The sequence below is a fragment of the Kluyvera sp. genome (assembly GCF_047971185.1).
Taxonomy (GTDB): domain Bacteria; phylum Pseudomonadota; class Gammaproteobacteria; order Enterobacterales; family Enterobacteriaceae; genus Kluyvera.
Genome location: NZ_JBKDZH010000074.1, coordinates 1 through 25103, shown reverse-complemented (window position 1 = coordinate 25103; position 25103 = coordinate 1). Strand labels below are relative to the sequence as shown.

Sequence of the window (25103 nt, the reverse complement as noted above, 5' to 3'; positions counted from 1 at the left end):
TTGTTGGACATAGTGTCGTAGAAGATGGTGATGCGATCTTCCTGATAATCCGCCGCCCATTTCAGGTACATTTCGACGATTTGCGTCGGGTTATCGCGCCAGACCACGCCGTGGGAGGTGGCAATCATATCGACGGGCAGGTTGAACCCGAGGATTTCGGTAATTTTCGGCGTCACCAGGCGGCTGAACGGCGTCAGGATGTTAGCGTAGTAACGCTGGCACTGTTCGAACAGCTCGGTCTGGTCCACTTCATCATTAAACAGGTGCTCGTCGCAGTAGTGCTGGCCGAAGGCATCGTTGCTGAACAGCACTGCGTCGCCGGTCATGTAGGTCATCATGCTGTCCGGCCAGTGCAGCATCGGGGTTTCCACGAAGATCAGCTGTTTGCCGTTGCCGATGTCCAGAGAATCACCGGTTTTCACCACGTTGAAGTTCCACTCAGGGTGGTGGTGGTGGCCAGTAATCGAGTCAATGGCGTTGGCAGTGCAGTAGATTGGGGTGTCCGGGATCTGGGTCATCAGCTCGGTCAGCGCCCCGGCGTGGTCTTCTTCCGCGTGGTTAATGATGATGTAGTCGATATCGGCAAGGTCGATTTCGCTGCGCAGGTTCTGGACGAATTCACGACTGAATTTATGGTCAACGGTATCGATCAGGACATTTTTGCCTTCGCGAATCAGGTAGCTGTTGTAGCTGCTGCCGCGCAGGGTTTTGTATTCAGTCCCGTGGAAATCACGCACTTCCCAGTCACGTTGGCCAACCCAATGAATGTTATTTTTAACCAGAATAGACATAGCAACCTCAATTAATTCAGCGTTTTTCAAAAAAGATGTATTGCTTATTGCAGGTTGTGTGCCAACTTTTTAATTTGTTGATTTTATTGATTTAGTTAATTTTTACTCTTTTGTTGTTAGTCAAAATGACTATGCATAAAATTGTCAATATGACATCATGCATTGTCGAAATGACTATTTGAGGTTGCCATGAGCTTTTCCGTTGACGTACTGGCGGGCATCGCCATTGAACTCCAGCGCGGCGTCGGCCATCAGGACCGCTTCCAGCGGCTGATTACCACGCTGCGCCAGGTGCTGGAGTGCGACGCCTCGGCGCTGTTGCGCTACGACGCGCGGCAGTTTATTCCGCTCGCTATCGATGGCCTGGCGAAAGACGTGCTGGGCCGCCGCTTTACGCTGGAAGGGCACCCGCGGCTGGAGGCTATCGCCCGTGCGGGCGACGTGGTGCGCTTCCCGGCCGACAGTGATTTGCCGGATCCCTACGATGGCCTGATCCCCGGCCAGGAGAGCCTGAAAGTGCACGCCTGCATCGGCCTGCCGCTGTTTGCCGGGCAGAACCTGATTGGCGCATTAACCCTCGACGGCATGTCGCCGGATCAGTTCGACGTCTTCAGCGATGAAGAGCTGCGGCTGATTGCCGCGCTGGCGGCAGGGGCGCTCAGCAACGCGCTGCTGATTGAACAATTGGAAAGTCAGAATATGCTGCCCGGTTCGCCGAGCGACTTTGAGCAGGTCAAAGAGACCCAGATGATCGGCCTGTCGCCGGGCATGACGCAGCTGAAAAAAGAGATTGAGATTGTCGCGGCGTCGGACCTCAACGTGCTGATCAGCGGCGAAACCGGCACCGGTAAAGAGCTGGTGGCGAAGGCGATTCACGAAGGTTCGCCGCGCGCGGTTAGCCCGCTGGTCTACCTGAACTGCGCCGCGCTGCCGGAGAGCGTGGCCGAGAGCGAGCTGTTCGGCCACGTGAAGGGCGCGTTTACCGGGGCCATCAGCAACCGCAGCGGCAAGTTTGAAATGGCGGACAACGGCACGCTGTTTTTAGACGAAATCGGCGAGCTGTCGCTGGCGCTACAGGCTAAGCTGCTGCGCGTGCTGCAATACGGTGATATTCAGCGCGTCGGCGACGATCGCAGCCTGCGGGTTGACGTGCGCGTGCTGGCGGCGACCAACCGCGATCTGCGCGAAGAGGTGCTGGCGGGCAACTTCCGCGCCGACCTGTTCCATCGTCTGAGCGTGTTTCCGCTCTCAGTGCCGCCGCTGCGCGAGCGCGGCGATGATGTGGTGCTGCTGGCGGGCTATTTTTGCGAACAGTGTCGGCTGCGGCTGGGGCTGTCCCGCGTGGTGTTAAGCAGCGGCGCGCGGGCACACCTGCAAAGCTACGGCTGGCCGGGTAACGTACGCGAACTGGAACATGCGGTACACCGCGCGGTAGTGCTGGCGCGGGCCGCCCGCAGCAGCGGCGAGGTGGTGCTGGAAGCGCAGCATTTTGCGTTTCAGGAGAGCGCCCCTGCGGCTGTTGAGACGATCTCACCCGCACCGCAGATGGCTGCGCACAACCTGCGCGACGCGACCGAGCATTTTCAACGGCAGATGATTCGCCAGGCGCTGGACGCGCATCAGAATAACTGGGCGGCGAGCGCCCGGGCGCTGGAAACAGACGTCGCCAACCTGCACCGGCTGGCGAAGCGTCTGGGCCTGAAGGATTAAAGAATCCCGGCCTGATAGAAGTTTTGCAGGTTAATCGCGCCGACCAGACGGTGATTTTCATCGACCACCGGCGCGGCGCTGATTTTCAGCTTCATCAGCTTCTCTTTGGCGTCGATGGCGCGTGCCCGGTCGTGGAGCGTCACGCCGCCTTTGGTCATCGCTTCGTTGACGCAGTCGGCCAGCGAACCGCCGCTCACCAGCCAGCGACGCAGGTCGCCGTCGGTAAACACGCCGTGTACCTGCATCACATCGTCGCAGACCGCCACCATGCCCATTCCGGTGCGGCTCAGCTCAAGCATGGCGTCCATCACGCTGGCGTGCACGTTGATCTGCGGAATATCCGCGTCTTTCCGCATCAGATGATGCACGCGGTTGAGCAGACGCGCGCCGAGCGCGCCGGCCGGATGCGAGCGGGCAAAATCTTCTTCATTAAACCCGCGCGCCTGCATCACGGCGATGGCCAGCGCGTCGCCCATCATCAGCGTGTTGACGGTGCTGGAGGTGGGGGCCAGATGCATCGGGCAGGCTTCGCGTTCAACGGAAATATCCAGCACCGCGTCCGCCGCCAGCGCCAGCGGCGAGTTGGCTTTGCCGGTCATCGCCAGCAGCACGACCGATTTTTCCTGCAGGCGAGGAATGAGGTAATCCAGCTCTTTGGCGCTGCCGGAATAGGAGATAAACAGCATCACGTCGCGGCTTTCAACCATCCCCAGATCGCCGTGCAGCGCTTCCGCCGGGTGGACGAAAAAGGCGGGGGTACCGGTGCTGGCAAAGGTGGCGGCCAGTTTTTTGCCGATATGGCCGGATTTGCCCATCCCGGATACGATCAGTTTGCCTTTGCAGTCGAGAATGGCTTTTGCGGCCTGAACAAAGGTCTCGTCAAGACGGTCGGGCAGGCGGCTGGCTTCCTGTAATTCCAGTAACAGGGCCTTACGCCCGGCGTCTAACAAAAAATCACTCATGACTTTCTCCGATAATTAGCGCGTCACACGGTCCAGTTTTGCGCGGCGATGATAAAACATTACGGCCGGTGAGATCATCGATTGCATCATGATTGTTCGGACTCGGCGTTTTTTTTTCCCGCCGGGCCCGATGGCGCTTCCTTGCAGCGCGGCGGATGCTTTACCATATTTAACTCTTGCTGATATTGTTAAATGGAAGTCCCATGTTGAAGCGTCGCGTTCTGGCTGTACTCCCCCTGTGTCTCCTGCTCGCTGCCTGTAGCAGCAAGCCGAAAACGGCTGAATCACCGGCAACTCCCTCCGGCGGTTTTCTCCTTGAACCCCAGCATAACGCGCTGATGCCGGCCGGTGATTTCGCCAATAACCCGGCGGCGGAGCAGTTCATCGACAAGATGGTGAGCAAGCACGGGTTTGACCGTCAGCAGCTGCACGAAATTCTCTCTCAGGCCAAGCGCCTGGACTACGTGCTGCGCCTGATGGACCGACAGGCCCCGACCGGCCTGCCGCCAACCGGCCCGAACGGCGCATGGCTGCGCTATCGCAAACAGTTTATTACCCCGGATAACGTGCAGAATGGCGTGGCCTTCTGGAACCAGTATCAGGAAGCGCTACAGCGCGCGCAGCAGGTGTATGGCGTACCGCCGGAGATCATCGTCGGGATTATCGGCGTCGAAACCCGCTGGGGCCGCGTGATGGGCAAAACCCGCATTCTTGACGCGCTGGCGACGCTCTCCTTCAACTACCCGCGCCGCGCCGCCTACTTCTCCGGCGAGCTGGAAACCTTCCTGCTGATGGCGCGTGATGAAAAAGACGATCCGCTGGATCTGAAAGGGTCGTTCGCCGGGGCGATGGGCTACGGGCAGTTTATGCCGTCGTCATATCGCCAGTACGCGGTGGACTTCAACGGCGATGGCCACATCAACCTGTGGGATCCGGAAGATGCGATCGGCAGCGTGGCCAACTACTTTAAACAGCACGGTTGGGTGACCGGCGATACGGTGGCGGTGCAGGCGATGGGCCAGGCCCCGGGGCTGGATAACGGCTTCAAGACCAAATACAGCGTGTCGCAGCTGGCGGCAGCGGGCTTAACGCCGATGCAGCCGCTGGGCAACCATCAGCAGGCCAGCCTGCTGCGGCTGGATATTGGCACCGGTTACCAGTACTGGTACGGTCTGCCGAACTTCTACACCATCACCCGCTATAACCACAGCACCCATTACGCGATGGCGGTCTGGCAGCTGGGGCTGGCGGTGTCTCAGGCTCGCGTTCAGTAACCTGTCTTTCTTGCGCCTCTCCATCCGGGGAGGCGCTTGTTACATTTTGCATCACTTCCTGTCGTTTACATCTTAGGTCTAATCTCATATTGTTACGTTATAACATAATGCAATGAGGCAAAGATGTTGACTCCTGTTTTTATGGCGTCCAGCGCGACGCGGCTGTTACTGGCCTGCGCGCTGCTCGCCGCGCTGTGGCTGGCGGTCTGGTGGGCGGTCGCGCTGCCATGATTGAACTCGACAACCTGGTTGCAGGCTATGAGGGGATGGCGATTACCCCCTCGCTGAGCGGCGTGATTCGCAAAGGCAGCATGACGGCCATCGTCGGCCTGAACGGCTGTGGTAAATCAACCCTGCTGAAAACGCTGGCCGGGTTTATTCCGCCGGTGAGCGGCGTGGTGCACTGGTCACCGTCGCGCCCGACGATCGGCTGGCTGGCGCAGCGGCACGCGCTGGAATCACAGTTTCCGTTGACGGTGCTGGACGTGGTGAGCCAGGGGGCGTGGCCGCGTATTTCGCTGCTGCGCGGACTGCGTAACGACGTGCGGCGTTGCATCCAGGCCTCGCTGGCGCGCGTGGGGCTAACGGAGATGGCGAAAACGCCGATTGAAGAACTCTCCGGCGGGCAGTTTCAGCGCATGCTGTTTGCCCGCGTATGGGTACAGCGCGCGCCGCTGGTGATGCTTGATGAACCGTTTACCGGTATCGATGAGGCCACCACCCATGACCTGATGGGGGTGATTCAGGAGATGCATCAGCAGGGGCAAACCGTGCTGGCGGTGCTGCACGATAACCAGCGGGTGGCGGACTATTTCCCGGAAACACTGCTGCTGGCACCGCAGAACGCCTGCTGGGGGCCAACCCACGAGGTGCTGCCCGCGTTTCAAGCGGGGAGGCGTGCATGATCTGGCATACCTTTTTTCAACCGTTTATTGAGTTCGGCTTTATGCGCCGCGCGCTGGTGGTGTGCCTGGCGCTATCGCTGAGCACCACGATCCTCGGCGTATTTCTACTGCTACGGCGTATGAGCCTGATGGGCGATGCACTATCACACGCCATTCTTCCCGGTGTGGCGGTGGGCTATCTGGTGAACGGCATGTCGCTGCTGGCGATGACCGTCGGCGGCTTTATCGCCGGCATTGCGGTGGCGCTGATCGCCGGTTGGGTCAGCCGCCGCACGCCGTTGAAGGAGGACGCCAGCTTCGCCGGATTCTACCTGGGCTCGCTGGCGCTGGGCGTCACGCTGGGCTCGCTGGCGCTGGGCGTCACGCTGGTGTCGCTGCGTGGCTCGAACGTTGATCTGCTGCATCTGCTGTTTGGCTCGATTCTGGCGGTCGATAACGACGCGGCGCTGTTTGTCGCGGGCGTGGCCAGCCTCACGCTTATCAGCATTGCGCTGTTCTACCGCGGGCTGGTGAGTGAAGCCTTCGACAGCGCGTGGCTTCAGGTGAACGCCCGCTGGCTGCCGGTGCTGCTGCACGGCCTGTTTCTGGCGCTGCTGGTGCTCAACCTGGTGGCCGGTTTCCAGGTGCTCGGCACGCTGATGGCAGTGGGGGTGATGATGCTGCCCGCCGTGGCGGCGCGCTGCTGGGCGAAAACCCTGCCGGGAATTCTGCTGCTGGCGGCGCTGATTGGCAGCCTCTGCGCGTGGCTGGGGCTGAGCCTGTCGTGGGCCGCCAATCTGCCCGCCGGGCCGTCGATCGTTCTGACCGCCAGCGGCGTCTTTTTTGTGTCGGTATTTTTTGGCAAGCGAAGCCGGCTGACCGTCAGCTGGCAAAAACTCATCAGATAGGGGAAAACATGAAACGTACTGCGGTGATTGTAGCGCTGGCGTTGGGGCTAATGGCGCAGGGCGCGATGGCGAAAACGCTGAACGTGGTCAGCAGCTTCTCGGTGCTGGGCGATATGGTGCAGCAGGTGGGCGGCGAGCACGTGCTCGTCGACACGTTGGTCGGCCCGGACGGCGATCCACATACCTTCGAGCCGTCGCCCAAGGACAGCGCGCTGCTCAGCAAGGCTGACGTGGTGGTGGTGAACGGACTGGGGCTGGAAGGGTGGATCGACAGGCTGATTAAAGCCTCCGGTTTTAAAGGCCAGCTGGTAGTGGCGTCTACCGGCGTGAAGACGCACACGCTGGATGAGGACGGTAAAACCGTGACCGATCCCCACGCCTGGAACAGCGCCGCCAACGGTGCCCTATATGCAAAAAATATCATGAATGGGCTGCTGAAAGCTGACCCGGAAGACAGTGCGGCGCTGCGGGCCTCGGGCGAACGCTATATTGCTCAGTTAAACGAAATTCACCGCTGGGCGCAAAAAGCGTTTGACGGGATCCCGCCGGCGAAGCGCAAAGTGCTGACCAGCCACGATGCTTTTGGCTACTTCTCACGCGCTTACGGCGTCACCTTCCTCGCCCCGCAGGGGCTGTCGTCGGAAAGCGAGGCCAGCGCGGCGCAGGTAGCAGAGCTGATTAAGCAAATTAAGGCCGACGGCGTGCATACCTGGTTTATGGAAAACCAGCTTGACCCGCGGCTGGTGAAACAGATCGCCGCCGCCACGGGTTCCCAACCGGGCGGTGAACTGTACCCGGAAGCGCTGTCTGCGCCGGGCGGCGTGGCGGACAGCTACGTGAAGATGCTGCGGCATAACGTGCAGCTGATTGCCGCCAGCATGCGTTAACCATCGGCCCCGGTTTTCCGGGGCGATTCATTTTCTGAAGCCCCCTCGTAAAATCGCCATCCCGTCCCCACATCTCTGCTGAAAGTGCTATCTTTGATGGCCTCTTTATCGGGCTTAAGCGGAGCGACAATGACAGATTCAGAATTACTGCAGCTAAGCGAGCAGGTCGGCCTGGCGCTGAAAGCACGCGGCGCGACCGTGACCACCGCCGAGTCCTGCACCGGCGGCTGGATTGCTAAAACCCTTACCGACGTGGCGGGCAGCTCCGCGTGGTTTGAGCGCGGTTTTGTCACCTACAGCAACGAAGCGAAATCGCAGATGATTGGCGTACGCGAAGTGACGCTGGAGCAGAACGGCGCGGTCAGCGAGCCGGTCGTGGTCGAAATGGCGATTGGCGCGCTGCGCGCGGCCCGGGCCGACTTCGCGGTCTCGGTTAGCGGCATCGCCGGGCCGGACGGCGGCAGCGCGGATAAGCCGGTGGGCACCGTGTGGTTTGGCGTTGCCAGCGCCAGCGGGCAGGGCGTGACCCAGCGCGAATGCTTCTCCGGCGACCGTGAATCGGTGCGTCGTCAGGCGACGGCTTACGCGCTCAAACTCCTCTGGCAACAATTTCTACAAAACACTTGATACTGTATGACCATACAGTATAATTGCCTCAACAGAACAGAATTCACTATCCGGTAACACCCGGTATGACAGGAGTAAAAATGGCTATCGACGAAAACAAACAGAAAGCGTTGGCGGCAGCGCTGGGCCAGATCGAAAAGCAATTCGGTAAAGGCTCCATCATGCGTCTGGGTGAAGACCGTACCATGGATGTAGAAACGATCTCCACCGGCTCGCTTTCACTGGATATCGCGCTGGGCGCTGGCGGCCTGCCAATGGGCCGTATCGTCGAAATCTACGGGCCAGAATCTTCCGGTAAAACCACCCTGACGCTGCAGGTTATCGCCGCGGCGCAGCGTGAAGGCAAAACCTGTGCGTTCATCGATGCTGAACACGCGCTGGATCCGGTTTATGCGCGTAAGCTGGGCGTCGATATCGACAACCTGCTGTGCTCCCAGCCGGACACCGGCGAGCAGGCGCTGGAAATCTGTGACGCGCTGGCGCGTTCCGGCGCGGTAGACGTTATCGTGGTCGACTCCGTAGCGGCGCTGACGCCGAAAGCGGAAATCGAAGGCGAAATCGGCGACTCTCACATGGGCCTGGCGGCGCGTATGATGAGCCAGGCGATGCGTAAGCTGGCGGGTAACCTGAAGCAGTCCAATACCCTGCTGATCTTCATCAACCAGATCCGTATGAAAATTGGCGTCATGTTCGGTAACCCGGAAACCACCACCGGCGGTAACGCGCTGAAGTTCTACGCCTCTGTGCGTCTGGACATCCGTCGTATCGGCGCGGTGAAAGAGGGTGACAACGTTGTCGGCAGCGAAACCCGCGTGAAGGTCGTGAAAAACAAAATCGCGGCGCCGTTCAAGCAGGCGGAATTCCAGATCCTCTACGGCGAAGGTATCAACTTCTTCGGCGAGCTGGTTGATCTCGGCGTGAAAGAGAAGCTGATTGAGAAAGCGGGTGCCTGGTACAGCTACAACGGCGACAAAATCGGTCAGGGTAAAGCGAACGCTATCTCCTGGCTGAAAGAGAACCCGGCTGCGGCGAAGGAAATTGAGAAGAAAGTGCGCGAACTGCTGCTCAATAACCAGGACGATAAACCTGACTTCGTTGTTGATAACAACAACGTTGAAGAAACCAACGAAGACTTCTGATAACCTCAGAATCGACACCAGGGGCTGCTTATGCAGCCCTTTTGCATTTATCACGATGGCAGGATAACGATGACCGAAAACTCACCGCGCCGTTCCGCCTATGCCCGGCTGCTGGACCGCGCTATCCGCATTCTGGCGATGCGTGACCACAGCGAACAGGAGCTGCGGCGCAAGCTTACCGCCCCGGTGATGGGGAAAAATGGCCCGGAACCTATCGATGCGCCGCCGGAAGAGGTCGAAAAGGTGGTGGCATGGTGCTTTGAAAACCGCTATCTCGACGACGGCCGCTTCGTTCAGCAGTTTATGGCCGGACGCAGCCGCAAAGGCTATGGCCCGGCGCGTATTCGCCAGGAGCTGGGGCAGAAGGGGATTGCCCGTGAGACCATCGAACAGGCGATGCGCGAATGCGATATCGACTGGGCCGCGCAGGCGCGTGAACAGGCGCAGCGAAAATATGGTGAACCGCTGCCGACCGTCTTTGCAGAGAAGGTCAAAATCCAGCGCTTTTTGCTCTACCGCGGCTATCTAATGGAAGATATCCAGGAAATATGGCGAAATTTTGCGGATTGACCCCACTCGGGATTTTACTTCCCTCTTAAGAAAACTTATCTTATTCCCACTTTTTCCGTCCAGGCGCAGGTTGTTTTATCGCGACGAGCGTCTACGACGAATATTCCTTAAATACACAAAATCATTCAAGCCGCATCAAGGCGGCAGGTGAGTGAATCCCCTGAGCGTACATCGGTAGGTGACTGGGACGAACGAGCGCAGCCAACTCAGAGGCGGTTTGAAGGATGAAGTGTAGCTTGATTTCAGGATAATTATGAGCAAGAGCACCGCTGAGATCCGTCAGGCGTTTCTCGACTTTTTCCATAGTAAAGGCCATCAGGTAGTTGCCAGCAGCTCCCTGGTGCCGAATAACGACCCCACACTGTTGTTTACCAACGCCGGGATGAACCAGTTCAAAGACGTGTTCCTCGGTCTCGACAAGCGTAATTATTCTCGCGCGACCACTGCGCAGCGTTGCGTGCGTGCGGGCGGTAAACACAACGACCTGGAAAATGTCGGCTACACCGCGCGTCACCATACCTTCTTCGAAATGCTGGGTAACTTCAGCTTCGGCGACTACTTCAAACACGACGCTATCCAGTACGCGTGGGAACTGCTGACCGGTGAAAACTGGTTCGCCCTGCCGAAAGACCGTCTGTGGGTTACCGTGTATGAAACCGATGATGAAGCTTACGAAATCTGGGAAAAAGAAGTCGGCATCCCGCGTGAGCGCATTATCCGTATCGGCGACAACAAAGGCGCGCCGTACGCATCCGATAACTTCTGGCAGATGGGCGACACCGGTCCTTGCGGCCCGTGCACCGAGATTTTCTACGACCACGGCGACCACATCTGGGGCGGGCCTCCGGGATCCCCGGAAGAAGACGGCGACCGTTACATTGAGATCTGGAACATCGTCTTCATGCAGTTCAACCGTCAGGCTGACGGCACCATGGAACCTCTGCCGAAGCCGTCCGTGGACACCGGTATGGGTCTGGAGCGTATTACTGCTGTCCTGCAGCACGTTAACTCCAACTACGAGATTGACCTGTTCCGTACGCTGATTGACGCCGTTGCGAAAGTGACCGGCGCGACCGATCTGAGCAACAAATCGCTGCGCGTGATCGCCGACCACATTCGTTCCTGTGCGTTTCTGATTGCCGACGGCGTGATGCCGTCCAACGAAAGCCGCGGCTACGTGCTGCGTCGTATCATTCGTCGCGCGATCCGTCACGGCAACATGCTGGGCGCGAAAGATACCTTCTTCTACAAGCTGGTTGGCCCGCTGGTGGAAGTCATGGGTGCCGCAGGCGAAGAGCTGAAACGCCAGCAGGCGCAGGTTGAACAGGTTCTGAAAACCGAAGAAGAGCAGTTCGCTCGTACCCTGGAGCGCGGCCTGGCCCTGCTCGATGAAGAGCTGGCTAAACTGACCGGCGATACGCTGGACGGTGAAACCGCTTTCCGTCTGTACGACACCTACGGCTTCCCGGTTGACCTGACGGCGGACGTTTGCCGTGAGCGCAATATCAAGGTTGACGAAGCCGGCTTTGAAGCGGCGATGGAAGAACAGCGCCGTCGCGCGCGTGAATCCAGCGGCTTTGGCGCCGACTACAACGCGATGATCCGCGTTGACGGCGAATCTGAATTTAAAGGCTACGATCATCTGGAACTGAACGGTAAAGTCACCGCGCTGTTTGTTGATGGTAAAGCGGTAGAGTCTATCGCTGCGGGCCAGGAAGCGGTTGTCGTGCTAGACCAGACGCCGTTCTATGCGGAATCCGGCGGCCAGGTTGGCGATAAGGGCGAGCTGAAAGGCGCGGCCTTTAGCTTCACCGTGAGCGACACCCAGAAATACGGTCAGGCCATCGGCCACCTCGGCAAGCTGGCCTCCGGCGCGCTGAAAGTGGGTGATGCGGTGCAGGCTGACGTCGATGTGGCACGCCGTGCGCGCATCCGTCTGAACCACTCCGCGACGCACCTGATGCACGCGGCGCTGCGCCAGGTTCTGGGCACGCACGTTGCGCAGAAAGGTTCGCTGGTCAACGACAAAGTGCTGCGCTTCGACTTCTCTCACTTCGAAGCGATGAAGCCGGAAGAGATCCGCGCGGTTGAAGATCTGGTCAACGCCCAGATTCGTCGCAACCTGCCGATCGAAACCAACATCATGGATCTGGAAGCGGCGAAAGCGAAGGGCGCGATGGCGCTGTTTGGCGAGAAATATGACGACCACGTGCGCGTACTGAGCATGGGCGACTTCTCTACCGAACTGTGCGGCGGTACCCACGCGTCCCGTACCGGTGATATCGGCCTGTTCCGCATTGTGTCCGAATCCGGTACTGCGGCTGGCGTGCGTCGTATTGAAGCGGTGACCGGTGAGGGTGCCATTGCCTCTCTGCATGCAGAAAGCGATCGCTTAAGCGATATCGCCCAGCTGCTGAAGGGCGATAGCCACAACCTGACTGAGAAAGTGCGTACCGTTCTCGAACGTACTCGACAGCTGGAAAAAGAGCTGCAGCAGCTGAAAGAGCAGGCCGCCGCACAAGAAAGCGCGAATCTTTCCAGTAAAGCTGAGACGATTAACGGCGTTAACCTGCTGGTGAGCGAGCTCGCTGGCGTTGAGCCGAAAATGCTGCGTACCATGGTCGACGATCTGAAGAACCAGCTGGGTTCTGCGGTTATCGTGCTGGCGACGGTTGCGGAAGGTAAGGTTTCTCTGATTGCCGGTGTGTCTAAGGATGTGACCGACCGTGTGAAAGCAGGGGAACTGATTGGTATGGTCGCTCAGCAGGTGGGCGGCAAAGGGGGCGGTCGTCCGGATATGGCGCAAGCTGGCGGTACCGACGCGTCTGCTCTCCCTGCTGCACTGGCCAGCGTGAAAGGCTGGGTAAGCGCTAAACTGTAATAACAATAAACGCATGCGGACGCCTTAACGTTATCTGTTACGGCGTCTTGCATATGCGGTACTGATAACGATAAAGTCAGGTTGAAGTCATGTAGATCGGCTAGACTTACATTTAACAGAATGTGATGCCGTGACTGCTTACACGTAAGGTGTTTGTCATCGCTGACCTTTTGGCGTTATATGATGGAGAATGCCGGGATACAGAGAGACCCGACTCTTTTAATCTTTCAAGGAGCAAAGAATGCTGATTCTGACTCGTCGAGTTGGTGAGACCCTCATGATTGGAGATGAGGTCACTGTGACAGTTTTAGGGGTGAAGGGTAACCAGGTGCGCATCGGCGTAAATGCCCCTAAAGAAGTCTCTGTTCACCGTGAAGAGATCTACCAGCGTATCCAGGCTGAAAAATCCCAGCAGTCCAGTTACTAAGTTCTCGCGTCTCACCCAGCGGGTGAGACGCAAAATCCCGCCCGTTGTCCCGCTTTAACCTCTGCATCCGCCATTTTTTCTGCTGCCCATTCTCTTTATGCCCTTTTTTCTTCCTGCTGTTTTGCGGCCGTAATCGCAATTTATCTGTTGATAAAACGCACGTTCTGCTTTTTTTAACACCTGATTGTCTGTGAAATGTGCAAACGAAAAAAATCTGCGGAAAATTGTTTGACTTATAAGTCTCAGAAAGTAATATGTGCGCCACACAGCGACGATGAGCAGAAACAAGTTCTTCGAAGCACTCGCAAGAGGTGTTGTTGGTGAGGTGGCCGAGAGGCTGAAGGCGCTCCCCTGCTAAGGGAGTATGCGGTCAAAAGCTGCATCCGGGGTTCGAATCCCCGCCTCACCGCCATTTGCATCCGTAGCTCAGCTGGATAGAGTACTCGGCTACGAACCGAGCGGTCGGAGGTTCGAATCCTCCCGGATGCACCATATTACTTGATGTGGCTTTAGTAGCGATATCAATGTCGGCAGTAAAGCAAGTTTCACCGATGCATCCGTAGCTCAGCTGGATAGAGTACTCGGCTACGAACCGAGCGGTCGGAGGTTCGAATCCTCCCGGATGCACCATATTCTCCGAGATAACAGCTAAACTGTTGTTTTAAGGTCTGCGAGATAATCGCCAGCACCAGGGAGGATAGCGTTGCTGGTGCAACGACCCGCAGGGCAAGGCGCAGCCGAGTAATCCTCCCGAATGCACCATCTTCTCGATATTCCCTACCTTTCCTCGAATTAGTCTTTTCATCCAAAAAATCTTCTTCACACTTTTCCCATTGGCAACTCATTCTTTCCTCTATAATTTATCCTTGTATACACCCTTATTCTGGTGACATGACTGCAAGGAGAGAAATCCATGAAATGGTTCAAAGCAACGTCTGCGTTTTGCGCTGCGCTTCTGATGGCTATCTCGCTGTCCGGCTGTGCTGGCTCGTCAACGAAAGAGAGCACCGGTGGTTACATTGACGACACGGTCGTTACCACCAAAGTGAAAACGGCGCTGTTCAGCGACAAAGATATCAAGTCCAGCGAGATTAACGTGCAGACCTTTAAAGGCCGCGTACAGCTGAGCGGCTTTGTGTCCTCCTCTGCGGATGCTAAGCGTGCCGTCGAGGTAACCCGTAAGGTGCAGGGCGTGCGCGTCGTTGAAAACGATATGCAAATTAAATAATCCGCGTCATGCGGGGAATGACAAGGCGCTGAAAGGCGCCTTTGTTGTCTCTGCGGCTGACAGCGACAATCATCCCCATTTACGATAAAGTAACGTCACATTATCCGATGGGTGGGAAGACGATGTACGAACGCTATGCTGGATTGATTTTTGATATGGATGGCACCATCCTTGATACGGAACCGACGCATCGTAAGGCGTGGCGTGAGGTTTTGGGCCGCTACGGCATGCGTTTTGACGAACAGGCCATGGTGGCGCTTAACGGTTCGCCAACCTGGCGTATTGCGCAGGCGATCATTGAAAGCCATGAGGCCGATCTGGACCCCCATCTTCTGGCGCGTGAAAAGACCGACGCCGTGAAGTCGATGCTGCTGGATTCCGTGACCCCGCTGCCGCTGATTGAGGTGGTGAAGGCATGGCACGGTCGCCGACCGATGGCCGTCGGTACCGGCAGCGAAAGCGCGGTCGCCGAGGCGCTGCTGGCGCACCTGGGCCTGCGCCACTATTTTGCGGCCGTTGTCGCCGCCGATCACGTTAAACAGCATAAGCCTGCGCCGGATACCTTCTTACTGTGCGCTGAACGTATGGGCGTGGCGCCGGAACGCTGCGTGGTGTTTGAAGATGCCGATTTCGGCCTTCAGGCCGCCGCCGCTGCCGGAATGGACGCCGTCGACGTTCGATTACTGTGAATGAACTTCTGGCGCTGGGATCGCTGTTTGCAAGCAGCTTTCTCAGCGCAACGCTGCTGCCGGGTAACTCCGAAGCCGTGCTGGTTGGCCTGCTGTTAGCGGGCGTAAGTAAGCCCTGGCTTCTGGTAGTAATAGCAACAATAGGTAATAGCCTTGGCGGGGCTACAAACGTTATTCTTGGTCGTTTTTTTCCATTACGCAAAACATCGCGTTGGCAGGAAAAAGCGGTGGGCTGGCTGCGTCGCTATGGCGCGGCCACGCTGCTGCTGAGCTGGATGCCCGTTATCGGTGATTTGCTGTGCCTGCTCGCAGGCTGGATGCGCATTTCCTGGGGACCGGTACTCTTTTTTTTATGCCTGGGTAAAGCGCTGCGCTATATCGCAGTCGCGGCGCTGACGCTGCAAGGCATGACGTGGTGGCACTAATTGGATGGCTTGTGGAAGAGTCCTTATCTCCACGATGACAATTATGCTTAATAAAATGAATTCGACAGGCGGGAGGTCAATTTGATCCCGGACGTATCACAGGCGCTGTCCTGGCTGGAAAAACACCCTCAGGCTCTTGACGGGATCCAGCGTGGTCTTGAGCGCGAAACCCTACGCGTTAATGCAGATGGTTCTCTGGCAACAACCGGTCATCCGGAGGCGCTGGGCGCCACGCTGACCCATAAATGGATTACTACCGATTTTGCCGAAGCGCTGCTGGAGTTTATTACTCCGGTGGATGGCGATATCAACCACATGCTGACGTTCCTGCGCGACGTGCATCGTCACACCGCGCGACAGCTTGGCGATGAGCGGATGTGGCCGCTGAGCATGCCGTGCTACATCGCACCGGGTCAGGATATTGAGCTGGCGCAGTATGGCTCGTCGAACATCGGCCGCCTGAAAACGCTGTACCGCGAAGGGTTGAAAAACCGCTACGGCGCGCTGATGCAGACAATCTCCGGCGTTCACTACAACTTCTCTCTGCCGATGGCTTTCTGGCAGGCAAAATGCGGCACCGACGATAAAGAAGCGATTTCAGCCGGTTATTTCCGCCTGATTCGTAACTACTATCGTTTTGGCTGGGTGATCCCGTATCTGTTCGGCGCTTCGCCGGCAATCTGTTCCTCCTTCCTGCAGGGCAAACCGACGACGCTGCCGTTTGAGAAAACCGACTGCGGCATGTACTACCTGCCGTACGCGACCTCGCTGCGTCTGAGCGACCTTGGCTATACCAATAAATCGCAAAGCAATCTCGGAATTACGTTTAACGAATTGCACGAGTATGTGGCAGGATTGAAGCGCGCGATTAAAACACCGTCGGAAGAATATGCGCGGATTGGCCTGGAGAAAGACGGTAAGCATCTGCAAATCAACAGTAACATCCTGCAGATTGAAAACGAACTGTACGCGCCGATTCGTCCAAAACGCGTGACTCGTGACGGTGAAACCCCGTCCGATGCGCTGCTGCGCGGCGGTATCGAATATATCGAAGTACGCTCGCTGGACATCAACCCGTTCTCGCCGATTGGCGTGGATGAGCAGCAGATTCGCTTCCTCGACCTGTTTATGGTCTGGTGCGTGCTGGCCGATGCGCCGGAGATGAGCAGCAAAGAGCTGCTGTGTACCCGTACCAACTGGAATCGCGTGATTCTGGAAGGGCGCAAGCCGGGTCTGACGCTGGGCATTGGCTGTGAAACCGCGCAGTTCCCGCTGACCAAAGTGGGTAAAGATCTGTTCCACGATCTGAAGCGCGTGGCGCAGACCATGGACGGCATGAACGGCGATACGGCGTATCAGACGGTATGCGATGAGCTGGTCGCCAGCTTCGATAATCCGGAGTTAACCTTCTCCGCACGCATTCTGCGTTCTATGCTTGATCAGGGGATTGGCGGAACCGGCAAGGCGCTGGCGGAACAGTATCGGACAATGCTGCGTGAAGAGCCGCTGGAGATTCTCAGCGAAGAGGATTTTGCGAAGGAGCGGGATGCTTCAAGAGCGCGTCAGCGTCAGATTGAAGAGGCGGATAACGAATCGTTTGAAGCGCTGCTGGCGAGACACGCCTGATACAAAAGAAAAAGGCCACATCACTGTGGCCAAAATATACATCTCTGAATCAGGGATGATGATAACAAATGCGCGTCTTTCATATAGTAAGACTGGCATGGGAACAAAGAGTTCAGTTTATTTTTAAAAAAATCACATTACCCTGAAGCAGAACGTGGTGGATTGCATAAAACATAGTTTATTCAATAAGTTAAATTTTTTTATCTTAATGAAAAAATGCAGCGCCCGGGAGCAAGAAGGTGATATCGGAGGTTACGAAATGCCGTTGTTAGATAGCTTCACAGTCGACCATACCCGTATGGAAGCCCCAGCCGTTCGCGTCGCGAAAAAAATGAACACCCCGCACGGCGATGCGATCACGGTTTTTGACCTGCGTTTTTGCGTACCGAACAAAGAAGTGATGCCGGAAAGAGGGATCCATACGCTTGAGCATCTGTTCGCGGGCTTTATGCGCGACCATCTGAACGGTAACGGCGTTGAGATTATCGACATCTCCCCGATGGGCTGCCGTACCGGCTTTTACATGAGCCTGATCGGTACGCCGGACGAGCAGCGCGTTGCGGACGCCTGGAAAGCGGCGATGGCCGACGTGCTGAAAGTGCAGGATCAAAAGCAGATCCCGGAACTGAACGTCTACCAGTGCGGTACCTACGAGATGCACTCGCTGAGCGAAGCGCAGGAGATTGCGCGCCATATTATTGATCGTGGTGTACGCATCAACAGCAACGATGAACTGGCGCTGCCGAAAGAGACGCTGAAAGAACTGCACATCTAGTTCGCTGAGGCGATCTCGTCATGCATAAAACCCGAGGACTGCCTCGGGTTTTTTATTTTCAGTACGGCTATTAATTCATTTATTGTTTGTATGATTCAAGGTGATATATATCTTAAATAAACATTTCTATTTTTATTTTGTGAGCGATAAAACAAAATAAAATTGTGGCGTGATATTAATTCTTTTGTCGATCACATAAAATGAAAAACGTAATTGGATAGTCGAAAAACATAATAGAATCCTTCCCCCGTTACCGTCAAAAATACCCGCAGAGAAACCGGTTTCATTGCGAAAAATTACAAACGGGAGTTTATATGTCTACAGGGGATAGAGTTTCTATTCGGGAAAAGATTGGCTATAGCCTTGGGGATGCGGCCAGTCATATTGTTTTCGACTCATCGGTGGCGATTCTTGCCTATTTCTACACTGATATTTACGGACTGCCGCCCGCGGTGATGGGCACCATGTTCCTGCTGGTTCGCCTGCTGGATGCCGTTACCGACCCGATCATGGGGGCGATTGCCGACGCCACCTCTACGCGCTGGGGGCGTTTCCGTCCGTGGCTGCTGGCGATTTGCGTGCCGTTTGCCGTCAGCTGCGTGCTGGTGTACTCCATTCCTTCGTTCTCCGATACCGGCAAGGTGGTTTACGCGGTCGCGGCGTATATCTTTATGACGCTGATGTACACCGCCATTAATATTCCTTACTGCTCGCTGGGGGCGGCGCTAACCTCCGACCCACGTGAAAGCCTGTCGTTGCAGTCCTGGCGCTTTGCGATCACGCCGATTGGCGGCGCGCTGGGTACCGCGTTTATCCTGCCGCTGGCGGACTTCCTCTATCCCGGTGACCGCGCCACCGGTATTCAGGTCTCAATGGCGCTGTTCGGTGTGATTGGCTGCCTGATGTTTATTACCTGCTTCTTCACCACCAAAGAGCGCGTGCAGCCGGTAAAAGAAGAAAACCTCAATATTGCCCGCGACGTGAAGATTCTGTTCAAAAACGACCAGTGGCTGATCCTGTCGGTATACAACTTTATGATGCTGGTCGCCGTGGTGCTGCGCGGCGGTGCGGTGGTGTATTACATCAATACCGTGCTGAATAAAGGTGCCGATATTATCACGCTGTTTATGCTCGGCGGCATGTTTGCCTCGATGGCCGGCTCGGTGCTGGCGAAGCCGTTCGGCACCCGTTTTTGCAAGGTGAAGCTCTCATTCTGGATTAACCTGCTGACCGCCGCGTTTTGTGCAATTTGTTTCTTTGTCCCGCCGCAGGCATGGATCGCGATATTTATTATTCACATTATTATTTCTATTATTCAGGGCGGTAACGGTGCATTGCAGTGGTCAATGATTACCGATGCAAATAATTATGGTGAATGGAAAACGCAGCGACGCATTACAGGCATGAATGTCGCGGCCAATATATTTGTCATTAAGCTGGGCGTTGCCGTCGGCGGCGCAATTCTCGGCTGGGTGCTGGCTTATTTTCATTATGAATCGGGCGTGGCGGTGCAGTCTGCTTCAGCGGCGCAGGGTGTTATGCTGTTATTCACGCTGGTTCCGGCGGTCTTTTATATTCTCACGGCGTTCGCCATTAAGTTCTACGGCTTAAACGAAGGTCGTATGTATAACGTGGTCGCGGATTTGAAAAACGGCACTTTTGCGAATTAACCGGTAAGGAGTCATCACCTATGCATCAGCAACGAAGGGGTCAGCCCCTGGAGGGATTTGCCGAATTCGCAATGGCCGTCGCGGCACAGGGTGCGGTGCTACTTAAAAACAGGCCGCAAACGCTGCCGCTGGAGCCGCAGGATACGGTGGCTATCTTTGGCCGTACCCAGATTAATTACTATCGCAGCGGCACTGGCTCCGGCGGAGCCGTTAACGTCGTAGCAAGCTGCACCTTGCTGGATGCGATGCGTGAACGCTGCGGCGCGCGGGTCAACGGCGGGCTCGCGCAGCGTTACGAGCAGTGGGTGATGACGCATCCGTTTGATAACGGCGGCGGAGGCTGGGCGCAGGAGCCCTGGTTTCAGCAGGAAATGCCGCTTAGCGATGAGGTTGTCGCGCAGGCCAGCCGCGTGTCGGACAAAGCGGTGGTAGTGATTGGCCGCACCGCCGGTGAAGATAAAGACAATGCCGATGTGCCGGGCGGCTATCGCCTGAGCGACGCGGAATACGCGATGCTAACGGCGGTATGCCAACGCTTCAATAACGTGATTGTGGTGCTCAACGTGTCGTCGATAATCGACATGTCCTGGTCGGAAGATCCGGCGCTGCGTCCGCATATTGGGGCGATTCTCTACGCCTGGCACGGCGGCCCGGACGGCAGCAGGGCGGTAGCCTCGCTGCTGTGCGGCGACGTGACGCCCTCTGGCAAGCTGACTGATACGCTCGCCAGCTCGCTGGAAGAGTACCCTTCTGCCGCCTGCTGGGGCGATAGCGTGCAGAATATCTATCAGGAAGATATTTACGTGGGCTATCGCTACTTCGAAACCTTTCGGCCACAGGCGGTACTGTATCCGTTTGGTTTTGGATTGTCCTACACCCGTTTTGCCATCCATTCTTTAAAGGCGGAACTGATTGTCGATACCTCGCTGGTGTTGCGGTTTACGGCGAAGGTCGACAACGTGGGTGAGCAGTTTGCCGGTAGCGAGGTGGTGCAAATCTACCTTGAAGCGCCGCAGGGCGTGCTGGGTAAGCCGTCACGCCAACTGGTCGCGTTTGCGAAAACTCGCGTGTTAGCGCCGGGCGAAAGCGAAACGCTGATGCTGGTGGTGCCGCTGGAACGGCTGGCATCGTGGGATGATAGCGGTGCCACGGGTAACCCTAACTGCTGGGTACTGGAAGCGGGAACCTATCGTTTCTGGGGCGGTAATCAGGTGCGCAATTTGCAGCCGATTAGCGTTCACGGTGAAGAGGGCTACGTGCAGCCTATGCTGCGGGTGATCTCCTGCCACGAGCAGGCGCTGGCGCCGACCGTCGCGTTTTCACGGCTGCGTCCCGGTAAACGTCTGCAGACTGGCGCATGGCTGGAGGAGTGGGAAGAGACGCCGAAGCGTAAGGTTTCTCTGCGTGAGCGCATACACTCCCGTCTGCCTCCGGCGCTGTCGCTGACCGGCGATCGCGGTATTCGCTTTGCCGACGTGGTGCAGGGGCGTGCCGATATGGCGGAATTTATCGCTCAGCTCAGCCCGGAGGAGCTGGCCTGTCTGGTGCGCGGCGAGGGAATGTGCAGCCACAAAGTCACACCCGGCGTCGCCTCGGCGTTCGGCGGTACCGGCGACAGTCTGCTGGAAAAAGGCATCCCGCTGGCGGCCACGGCGGACGGTCCTTCCGGTATCCGTATGGACAACGGCGCACAGGCGACGCTGATGCCCAGCGGCATACTGCTGGCTTCGACCTGGGATCCGGCGCTGGTTGAGCGTCTGTACGTGATGGAAGGCAACGAACTCCAGCGTAATCAGATCGATCTGCTGCTGGGGCCGGGGATGAATATTCATCGTCACCCGCTTAATGGCAGAAACTTTGAGTACTTCTCGGAAGATCCGCTGCTGACAGGGATAATGGCGGCGGCCATGGTGCGCGGTATTCGCAGCGGCGGCGGTATCGCCACGCTGAAGCACTTTGCCTGCAATAGCCAGGAACTGGCGCGGGCGCAGGCTGACGCTGTTGTTTCCGCCCGCGCGCTGCGCGAGATTTACCTGCGGGGCTTTGAGTATGCGGTGAAGCAAGGGGGCGCGATGGCGGTGATGACGGCCTATAACCCGATTAATGGGCACTGGTCCGCATCAAACTACTGTCTGAACACCACTATTTTACGCGACGACTGGGGCTTTCGCGGTATCGTGATGACCGACTGGTGGGCAAAGATGAACGATGCGATCGCCGGTGGCGAGGCGACGGTCAACAACACGGCGGCGATGATTCGCGCGCAAAACGATCTGTACATGGTGATTAACAACAACGGTGCGGAGATCAATGCTGGCGAGGATAACACCCTGGCGGCGCTGGCCGACGGGACGCTGACGCTCGGTGAGCTTCAGCGCTGCGCCAGTAATATTCTTTCGTTTATGCTGCATACCCAGGTGGTGAAGCGGGGGGAGGTGCCGAAAGTGGTGGTGCCGACGATTATCCCGGACAACACGGTGTATATCGAAGATGCGATCAAAATCGCGCCGGAGTCGCGGCTACGTTACGCTGAGCCGCTGGCGATTTATATTCAGCATGAAGGGGTATACGACCTACTGGTGAGCGTAAGCGCGGCGGCGATGCCGCTGGCGCAAACGGCAACTAACCTGTTGTTCAACGGCAAGTTTGTGGCAACAGTACAGACGCGCGGCACGATGGGGCAGAAGGTGACGCAAAAGCTGTGCCGCGTGCAGCTACAGTCAGGATACTACCGGGTGGAAACCGAAGTGATTAAGGTGGGGCTGGAAATAGACTGGCTGGAGTTTAAGTCTATTGTGGCGTCGGCGTAAGCGCTTCGTTGTGGGAGCGGGTATCAGCATAAAAAAAGCCAGCTCGCTTGAGCTGGCTTTTAACTAGTGGGCGCCTCCGCCCCCGCTGCCTGCGCCAAACGGCGGTCTGGCAAACCACACCAGCCCCAGCAGCACCAGGAAGATCCCCGCTGAAATCCAGAAGATTTCATTGGCCGAGACAATCAGCCCCTGGTTGGTTATCTGCTGGGCTATCCAGCCGGAAGCCTGCTGCTGCGTCATCCCCATACCCTGTAGCTGATCGTACATCTGTTGGGCGTTAGGGTTGAACGGCGTGACCGACTCCGTCAGCTGCGCGTGGTGCATCGCCTCACGGTTGGTCCACAGCGTGGTGGTAATCGACGTACCGATGGAACCTGCCAGCGTACGGGTAAAGTTCGACAGGCTCGACGCGGCCGCCAGACGCTCAGGCGGTAGCCCGGAGAGCGTGATGGTGGTCAACGGCATGAAGAAGCACGCGACGGCGAAGCCCTGAATAAACTGCGGCCACGCCGAGGCACCGAAGTCCATTCCCGGTTCGAAGGTGTAGGCGCGCCAGTAGAAGCACACGGCATACATAATAAAGCTGAAGGTCACCAGACGGCGCATATCCAGCTTGTGGGCAAAGCGGCCGATAATCGGCGACAGGATCACCGGAATGACCCCCACCGGTGCCGACGCCAGGCCGGCCCAGGTCGCGGTATAACCGTAGACCTCCTGCAATAGCTGCGGCAGCAGAACGATCGCGCCGAAGTAGAGCATGTAGGCCAGGCTGATACACAGACAGCCGATGGTAAAGTTTCGCGACTTAAACAACGATAGATCGACTATCGGGTTATCGTCGGTCAACTCCCAGACGATCAGGAAGCTCAGGGAGACTACCGCCACGATGGTCAGCACGATGATCTCAGTGGAGTTGAACCAGTCGAGTTCTTTCCCCTGGTCGAGCATCACCTGCAGGCTACCAATCCCCAGCACCAGCAGCGCCAGGCCAATGCCGTCGATACGCCTCTGCTCGGTGCGGGTTTCACGCCCGCGCAGGGTCTGGAGGCTTAACAGCACCACCACCGCGCCAATCGGCACGTTGATAAAGAAGATCCAGCCCCAGTGGTAGTTATCGCTGATGTAGCCGCCGAGGATCGGCCCGCAGATAGGGGCTACGATGACCGTCATCGACCACAGCGCCAGCGCAATAGAGCGCTTGGCCGGCGGGTAGTTGCTGAGCAGCAGACTCTGCGACAGCGGGATCAGCGGCCCGGCGACGATACCCTGAATCACGCGGAAGAAAATCAGCATGCTCAGGCTGTTGGACATCCCGCACGCCCAGGACGCAATAACAAAGGCGACGGTCGACCACAGGAACAGCTTCACCTCACCGACGCGCTTCGCCAGCCAGCCGGTAATCGGGATGGAGATGGCGTTGGCGACACCGAATGAGGTGATAACCCACGTCCCCTGGCTCAGCGATGAGCCAAGGTTACCGGCGATGGTGGGGATAGCCACGTTCGCGATGGTGGAGTCCAGCACCTGCATAAAGGTGGCCAACGACAGCGCGAGCACCGCCAGCCACATATTGGGCGGTGTAAAGGCGGCCTTATCTTGCATAACGTCTCTCTTAACGGCTGCCCACGGCTACCGTTTTGCTGTTGTCATGAAGGATTTTAGCCACCAGTTGGTCCGCTTCTTCCAGCGGGTTTTGATACACATCCGTGGTGAAACGCGGGGTGCTAACGGTTTGCTGCGGCAGCAGATGCCCTGCGCCATCGCGAATATCAACGCTGACGTTCATCGACAAGCCCACGCGCAGCGGGTGTTTCTGCATATCATGAGGATCCAGGGTGATGCGTACCGGCAGACGCTGGACGATTTTGATCCAGTTCCCGCTGGCGTTCTGCGCGGGCAGCAGCGAGAAGGCGCTACCGGTACCAATTCCCAGGCTTTCAATGGTGCCGTGGTAGGTCACGTCATCGCCGTACAGATCGGCGTTGAGGGTCACTTTCTGCCCCAGACGCATCGCGTTCATCTGGCTCTCTTTGAAGTTGGCATCCACCCAGACTTCGTTCAGCGGCACGATAGCCATCAGCGTGGTCCCCGAATCGACGCGCATCCCGAGCTGCACCGCCCGCTTCGCCACATAGCCGCTGACCGGAGCAACAATGGTGCTGCGTGAATTCTCCAGATAGCGCTGGCGCAGCGTGGCCACCGCGCTTTTAATTTCCGGATGGCTGTCGATAACGGTGTCATCGACCATCGCAATATTGGTACGTAAGGCTTCCTGCGCCGCCAGCAGATCGCTCTGCGCGCTGGTGACCGCATCGCGGTAGTGCGACAGATCCTCGGCCGCTATCGCCCCGCTCTGGAAGATTTTCTGCCGACGCGCGTAGTCATTTTGCGCCGTCTGCAGGGCCACTTTTTTCGCTGCCACCTGCGCCCGATAGTTATCGGCGGTGCTGTACAGCCCGCGTACCTGGCGTACCGTATTCGCCAGATTGGCCTCGGCCTGCTGCAGCGCAATGGCGGTATCACTCGGGTCGAGCAGCACCAGCGGCTGGCCTTTTTCCACGAAGTCGCCTTCGTCTACCGTTACCTGGGTGACCGTCCCGCCAATCTGCGGCGTCAGCGTCACCTGGTTGCCATTAACATAGGCATCATCGGTGGACTCATAGTAACGGGCATACAGCAGATACCACGCCAGGCTTCCTCCTGCCGCCAGCAGCAGAATAATGAGTAAAATAATAAAGTTGCGTTTGCGCTTACTGCCGCGCTCGGCCTGTTGTGCAGGGGTGGTTTCCATCTGTCTGGACCTTTTTTAATTCATTAGCG

General features: G+C 57.3%; 21 protein-coding genes and 3 tRNA genes. 20 read left to right on the top strand and 4 right to left on the bottom strand.

The window, feature by feature from the left end:
• A partial coding sequence (locus ACK5JN_RS18685) for an MBL fold metallo-hydrolase (RefSeq protein ID WP_416871521.1) occupies positions 1-791 on the bottom strand: 791 nt, incomplete at its 3' end.
• Positions 792-980: 189 nt separating this feature from the next.
• Between ACK5JN_RS18685 and norR the strand changes: the two genes are divergently transcribed.
• Positions 981-2501: a nitric oxide reductase transcriptional regulator NorR gene (gene norR, locus ACK5JN_RS18680; RefSeq protein ID WP_416871520.1), complete on the top strand. Its 1521-nt coding sequence runs from the start codon at positions 981-983 to the stop codon at positions 2499-2501.
• On the opposite strand, the gene gutQ is transcribed toward norR, so the two are convergent.
• The gene (gene gutQ, locus ACK5JN_RS18675) at positions 2498-3463 is read right to left on the bottom strand and encodes an arabinose-5-phosphate isomerase GutQ (protein ID WP_416871519.1); all 966 of its coding nucleotides are present in this window, start codon (positions 3461-3463) and stop codon (positions 2498-2500) included. The two genes, norR and gutQ, sit on opposite strands and share 4 nt — an antisense overlap.
• A gap of 203 nt (positions 3464-3666) precedes the next feature.
• Between gutQ and mltB the strand changes: the two genes are divergently transcribed.
• The 19 genes from mltB (at position 3667) to ACK5JN_RS18580 (ending at position 22283) form a co-directional block, all read left to right on the top strand.
• Complete coding sequence (mltB, locus tag ACK5JN_RS18670; RefSeq protein WP_416871518.1) at positions 3667-4737, top strand: lytic murein transglycosylase B; 1071 nt, start codon at positions 3667-3669, stop codon at positions 4735-4737.
• 194 nt (positions 4738-4931) lie between these two features.
• Entirely contained in the window at positions 4932-5642 is a 711-nt protein-coding gene (locus ACK5JN_RS18665) for a metal ABC transporter ATP-binding protein (protein WP_416871517.1), read from the top strand.
• Positions 5639-6529 (top strand): metal ABC transporter permease, encoded by an 891-nt coding sequence (locus tag ACK5JN_RS18660; RefSeq protein ID WP_416871516.1) that lies wholly within the window; start codon positions 5639-5641, stop codon positions 6527-6529. The genes ACK5JN_RS18665 and ACK5JN_RS18660 overlap by 4 nt, the downstream gene beginning before the upstream one ends.
• Positions 6530-6537: 8 nt before the next feature.
• On the top strand, positions 6538-7416 hold the full coding sequence (locus ACK5JN_RS18655) for a metal ABC transporter substrate-binding protein (RefSeq protein WP_416871515.1): 879 nt from the start codon (positions 6538-6540) through the stop codon (positions 7414-7416).
• A 129-nt stretch (positions 7417-7545) separates the two neighbouring features.
• Complete coding sequence (gene pncC, locus ACK5JN_RS18650; RefSeq protein WP_416871514.1) at positions 7546-8043, top strand: nicotinamide-nucleotide amidase; 498 nt, start codon at positions 7546-7548, stop codon at positions 8041-8043.
• An 80-nt stretch (positions 8044-8123) separates the two neighbouring features.
• Complete coding sequence (gene recA, locus ACK5JN_RS18645) at positions 8124-9182, top strand: recombinase RecA (RefSeq protein WP_182930144.1); 1059 nt, start codon at positions 8124-8126, stop codon at positions 9180-9182.
• Positions 9183-9251: 69 nt separating this feature from the next.
• A complete protein-coding gene (gene recX, locus ACK5JN_RS18640; protein WP_416871513.1) occupies positions 9252-9752 on the top strand; it encodes a recombination regulator RecX in 501 nt (166 codons plus the stop codon).
• Positions 9753-10005: 253 nt separating this feature from the next.
• The gene (alaS, locus tag ACK5JN_RS18635; protein WP_416871512.1) at positions 10006-12633 is read left to right on the top strand and encodes an alanine--tRNA ligase; all 2628 of its coding nucleotides are present in this window, start codon (positions 10006-10008) and stop codon (positions 12631-12633) included.
• Positions 12634-12874: 241 nt separating this feature from the next.
• Positions 12875-13060, top strand: a complete 186-nt coding sequence (gene csrA / locus ACK5JN_RS18630; RefSeq protein WP_000906486.1) for a carbon storage regulator CsrA — start codon at positions 12875-12877, stop codon at positions 13058-13060.
• Between the two features lie 319 nt (positions 13061-13379).
• Positions 13380-13472, top strand: a tRNA-Ser gene (locus tag ACK5JN_RS18625).
• Positions 13473-13475: 3 nt separating this feature from the next.
• Positions 13476-13552, top strand: a tRNA-Arg gene (locus ACK5JN_RS18620).
• Positions 13553-13613: 61 nt separating this feature from the next.
• Positions 13614-13690 (top strand) — tRNA-Arg (locus tag ACK5JN_RS18615).
• 283 nt (positions 13691-13973) lie between these two features.
• Positions 13974-14288: a BON domain-containing protein gene (locus tag ACK5JN_RS18610; protein ID WP_416871511.1), complete on the top strand. Its 315-nt coding sequence runs from the start codon at positions 13974-13976 to the stop codon at positions 14286-14288.
• A 122-nt stretch (positions 14289-14410) separates the two neighbouring features.
• The gene (yqaB, locus tag ACK5JN_RS18605) at positions 14411-14977 is read left to right on the top strand and encodes a fructose-1-phosphate/6-phosphogluconate phosphatase (protein ID WP_416871510.1); all 567 of its coding nucleotides are present in this window, start codon (positions 14411-14413) and stop codon (positions 14975-14977) included.
• Complete coding sequence (locus ACK5JN_RS18600) at positions 14974-15402, top strand: YqaA family protein (RefSeq protein WP_416871509.1); 429 nt, start codon at positions 14974-14976, stop codon at positions 15400-15402. Before yqaB ends, ACK5JN_RS18600 begins: the two co-directional genes overlap by 4 nt.
• A gap of 81 nt (positions 15403-15483) precedes the next feature.
• Positions 15484-17028 (top strand): glutamate--cysteine ligase, encoded by a 1545-nt coding sequence (gshA, locus tag ACK5JN_RS18595; RefSeq protein ID WP_416871508.1) that lies wholly within the window; start codon positions 15484-15486, stop codon positions 17026-17028.
• A 259-nt stretch (positions 17029-17287) separates the two neighbouring features.
• On the top strand, positions 17288-17803 hold the full coding sequence (gene luxS, locus ACK5JN_RS18590) for an S-ribosylhomocysteine lyase (RefSeq protein WP_416871507.1): 516 nt from the start codon (positions 17288-17290) through the stop codon (positions 17801-17803).
• Positions 17804-18117: 314 nt separating this feature from the next.
• Entirely contained in the window at positions 18118-19473 is a 1356-nt protein-coding gene (locus tag ACK5JN_RS18585) for a glycoside-pentoside-hexuronide (GPH):cation symporter (protein ID WP_416871506.1), read from the top strand.
• Between the two features lie 71 nt (positions 19474-19544).
• On the top strand, positions 19545-22283 hold the full coding sequence (locus ACK5JN_RS18580; RefSeq protein WP_416871505.1) for a glycoside hydrolase family 3 protein: 2739 nt from the start codon (positions 19545-19547) through the stop codon (positions 22281-22283).
• Between the two features lie 63 nt (positions 22284-22346).
• On the opposite strand, the gene emrB is transcribed toward ACK5JN_RS18580, so the two are convergent.
• The gene (gene emrB / locus ACK5JN_RS18575) at positions 22347-23885 is read right to left on the bottom strand and encodes a multidrug efflux MFS transporter permease subunit EmrB (protein WP_416871504.1); all 1539 of its coding nucleotides are present in this window, start codon (positions 23883-23885) and stop codon (positions 22347-22349) included.
• 10 nt (positions 23886-23895) lie between these two features.
• Complete coding sequence (locus ACK5JN_RS18570; protein ID WP_416871503.1) at positions 23896-25074, bottom strand: efflux RND transporter periplasmic adaptor subunit; 1179 nt, start codon at positions 25072-25074, stop codon at positions 23896-23898.
• Positions 25075-25103: the final 29 nt, after the last annotated feature.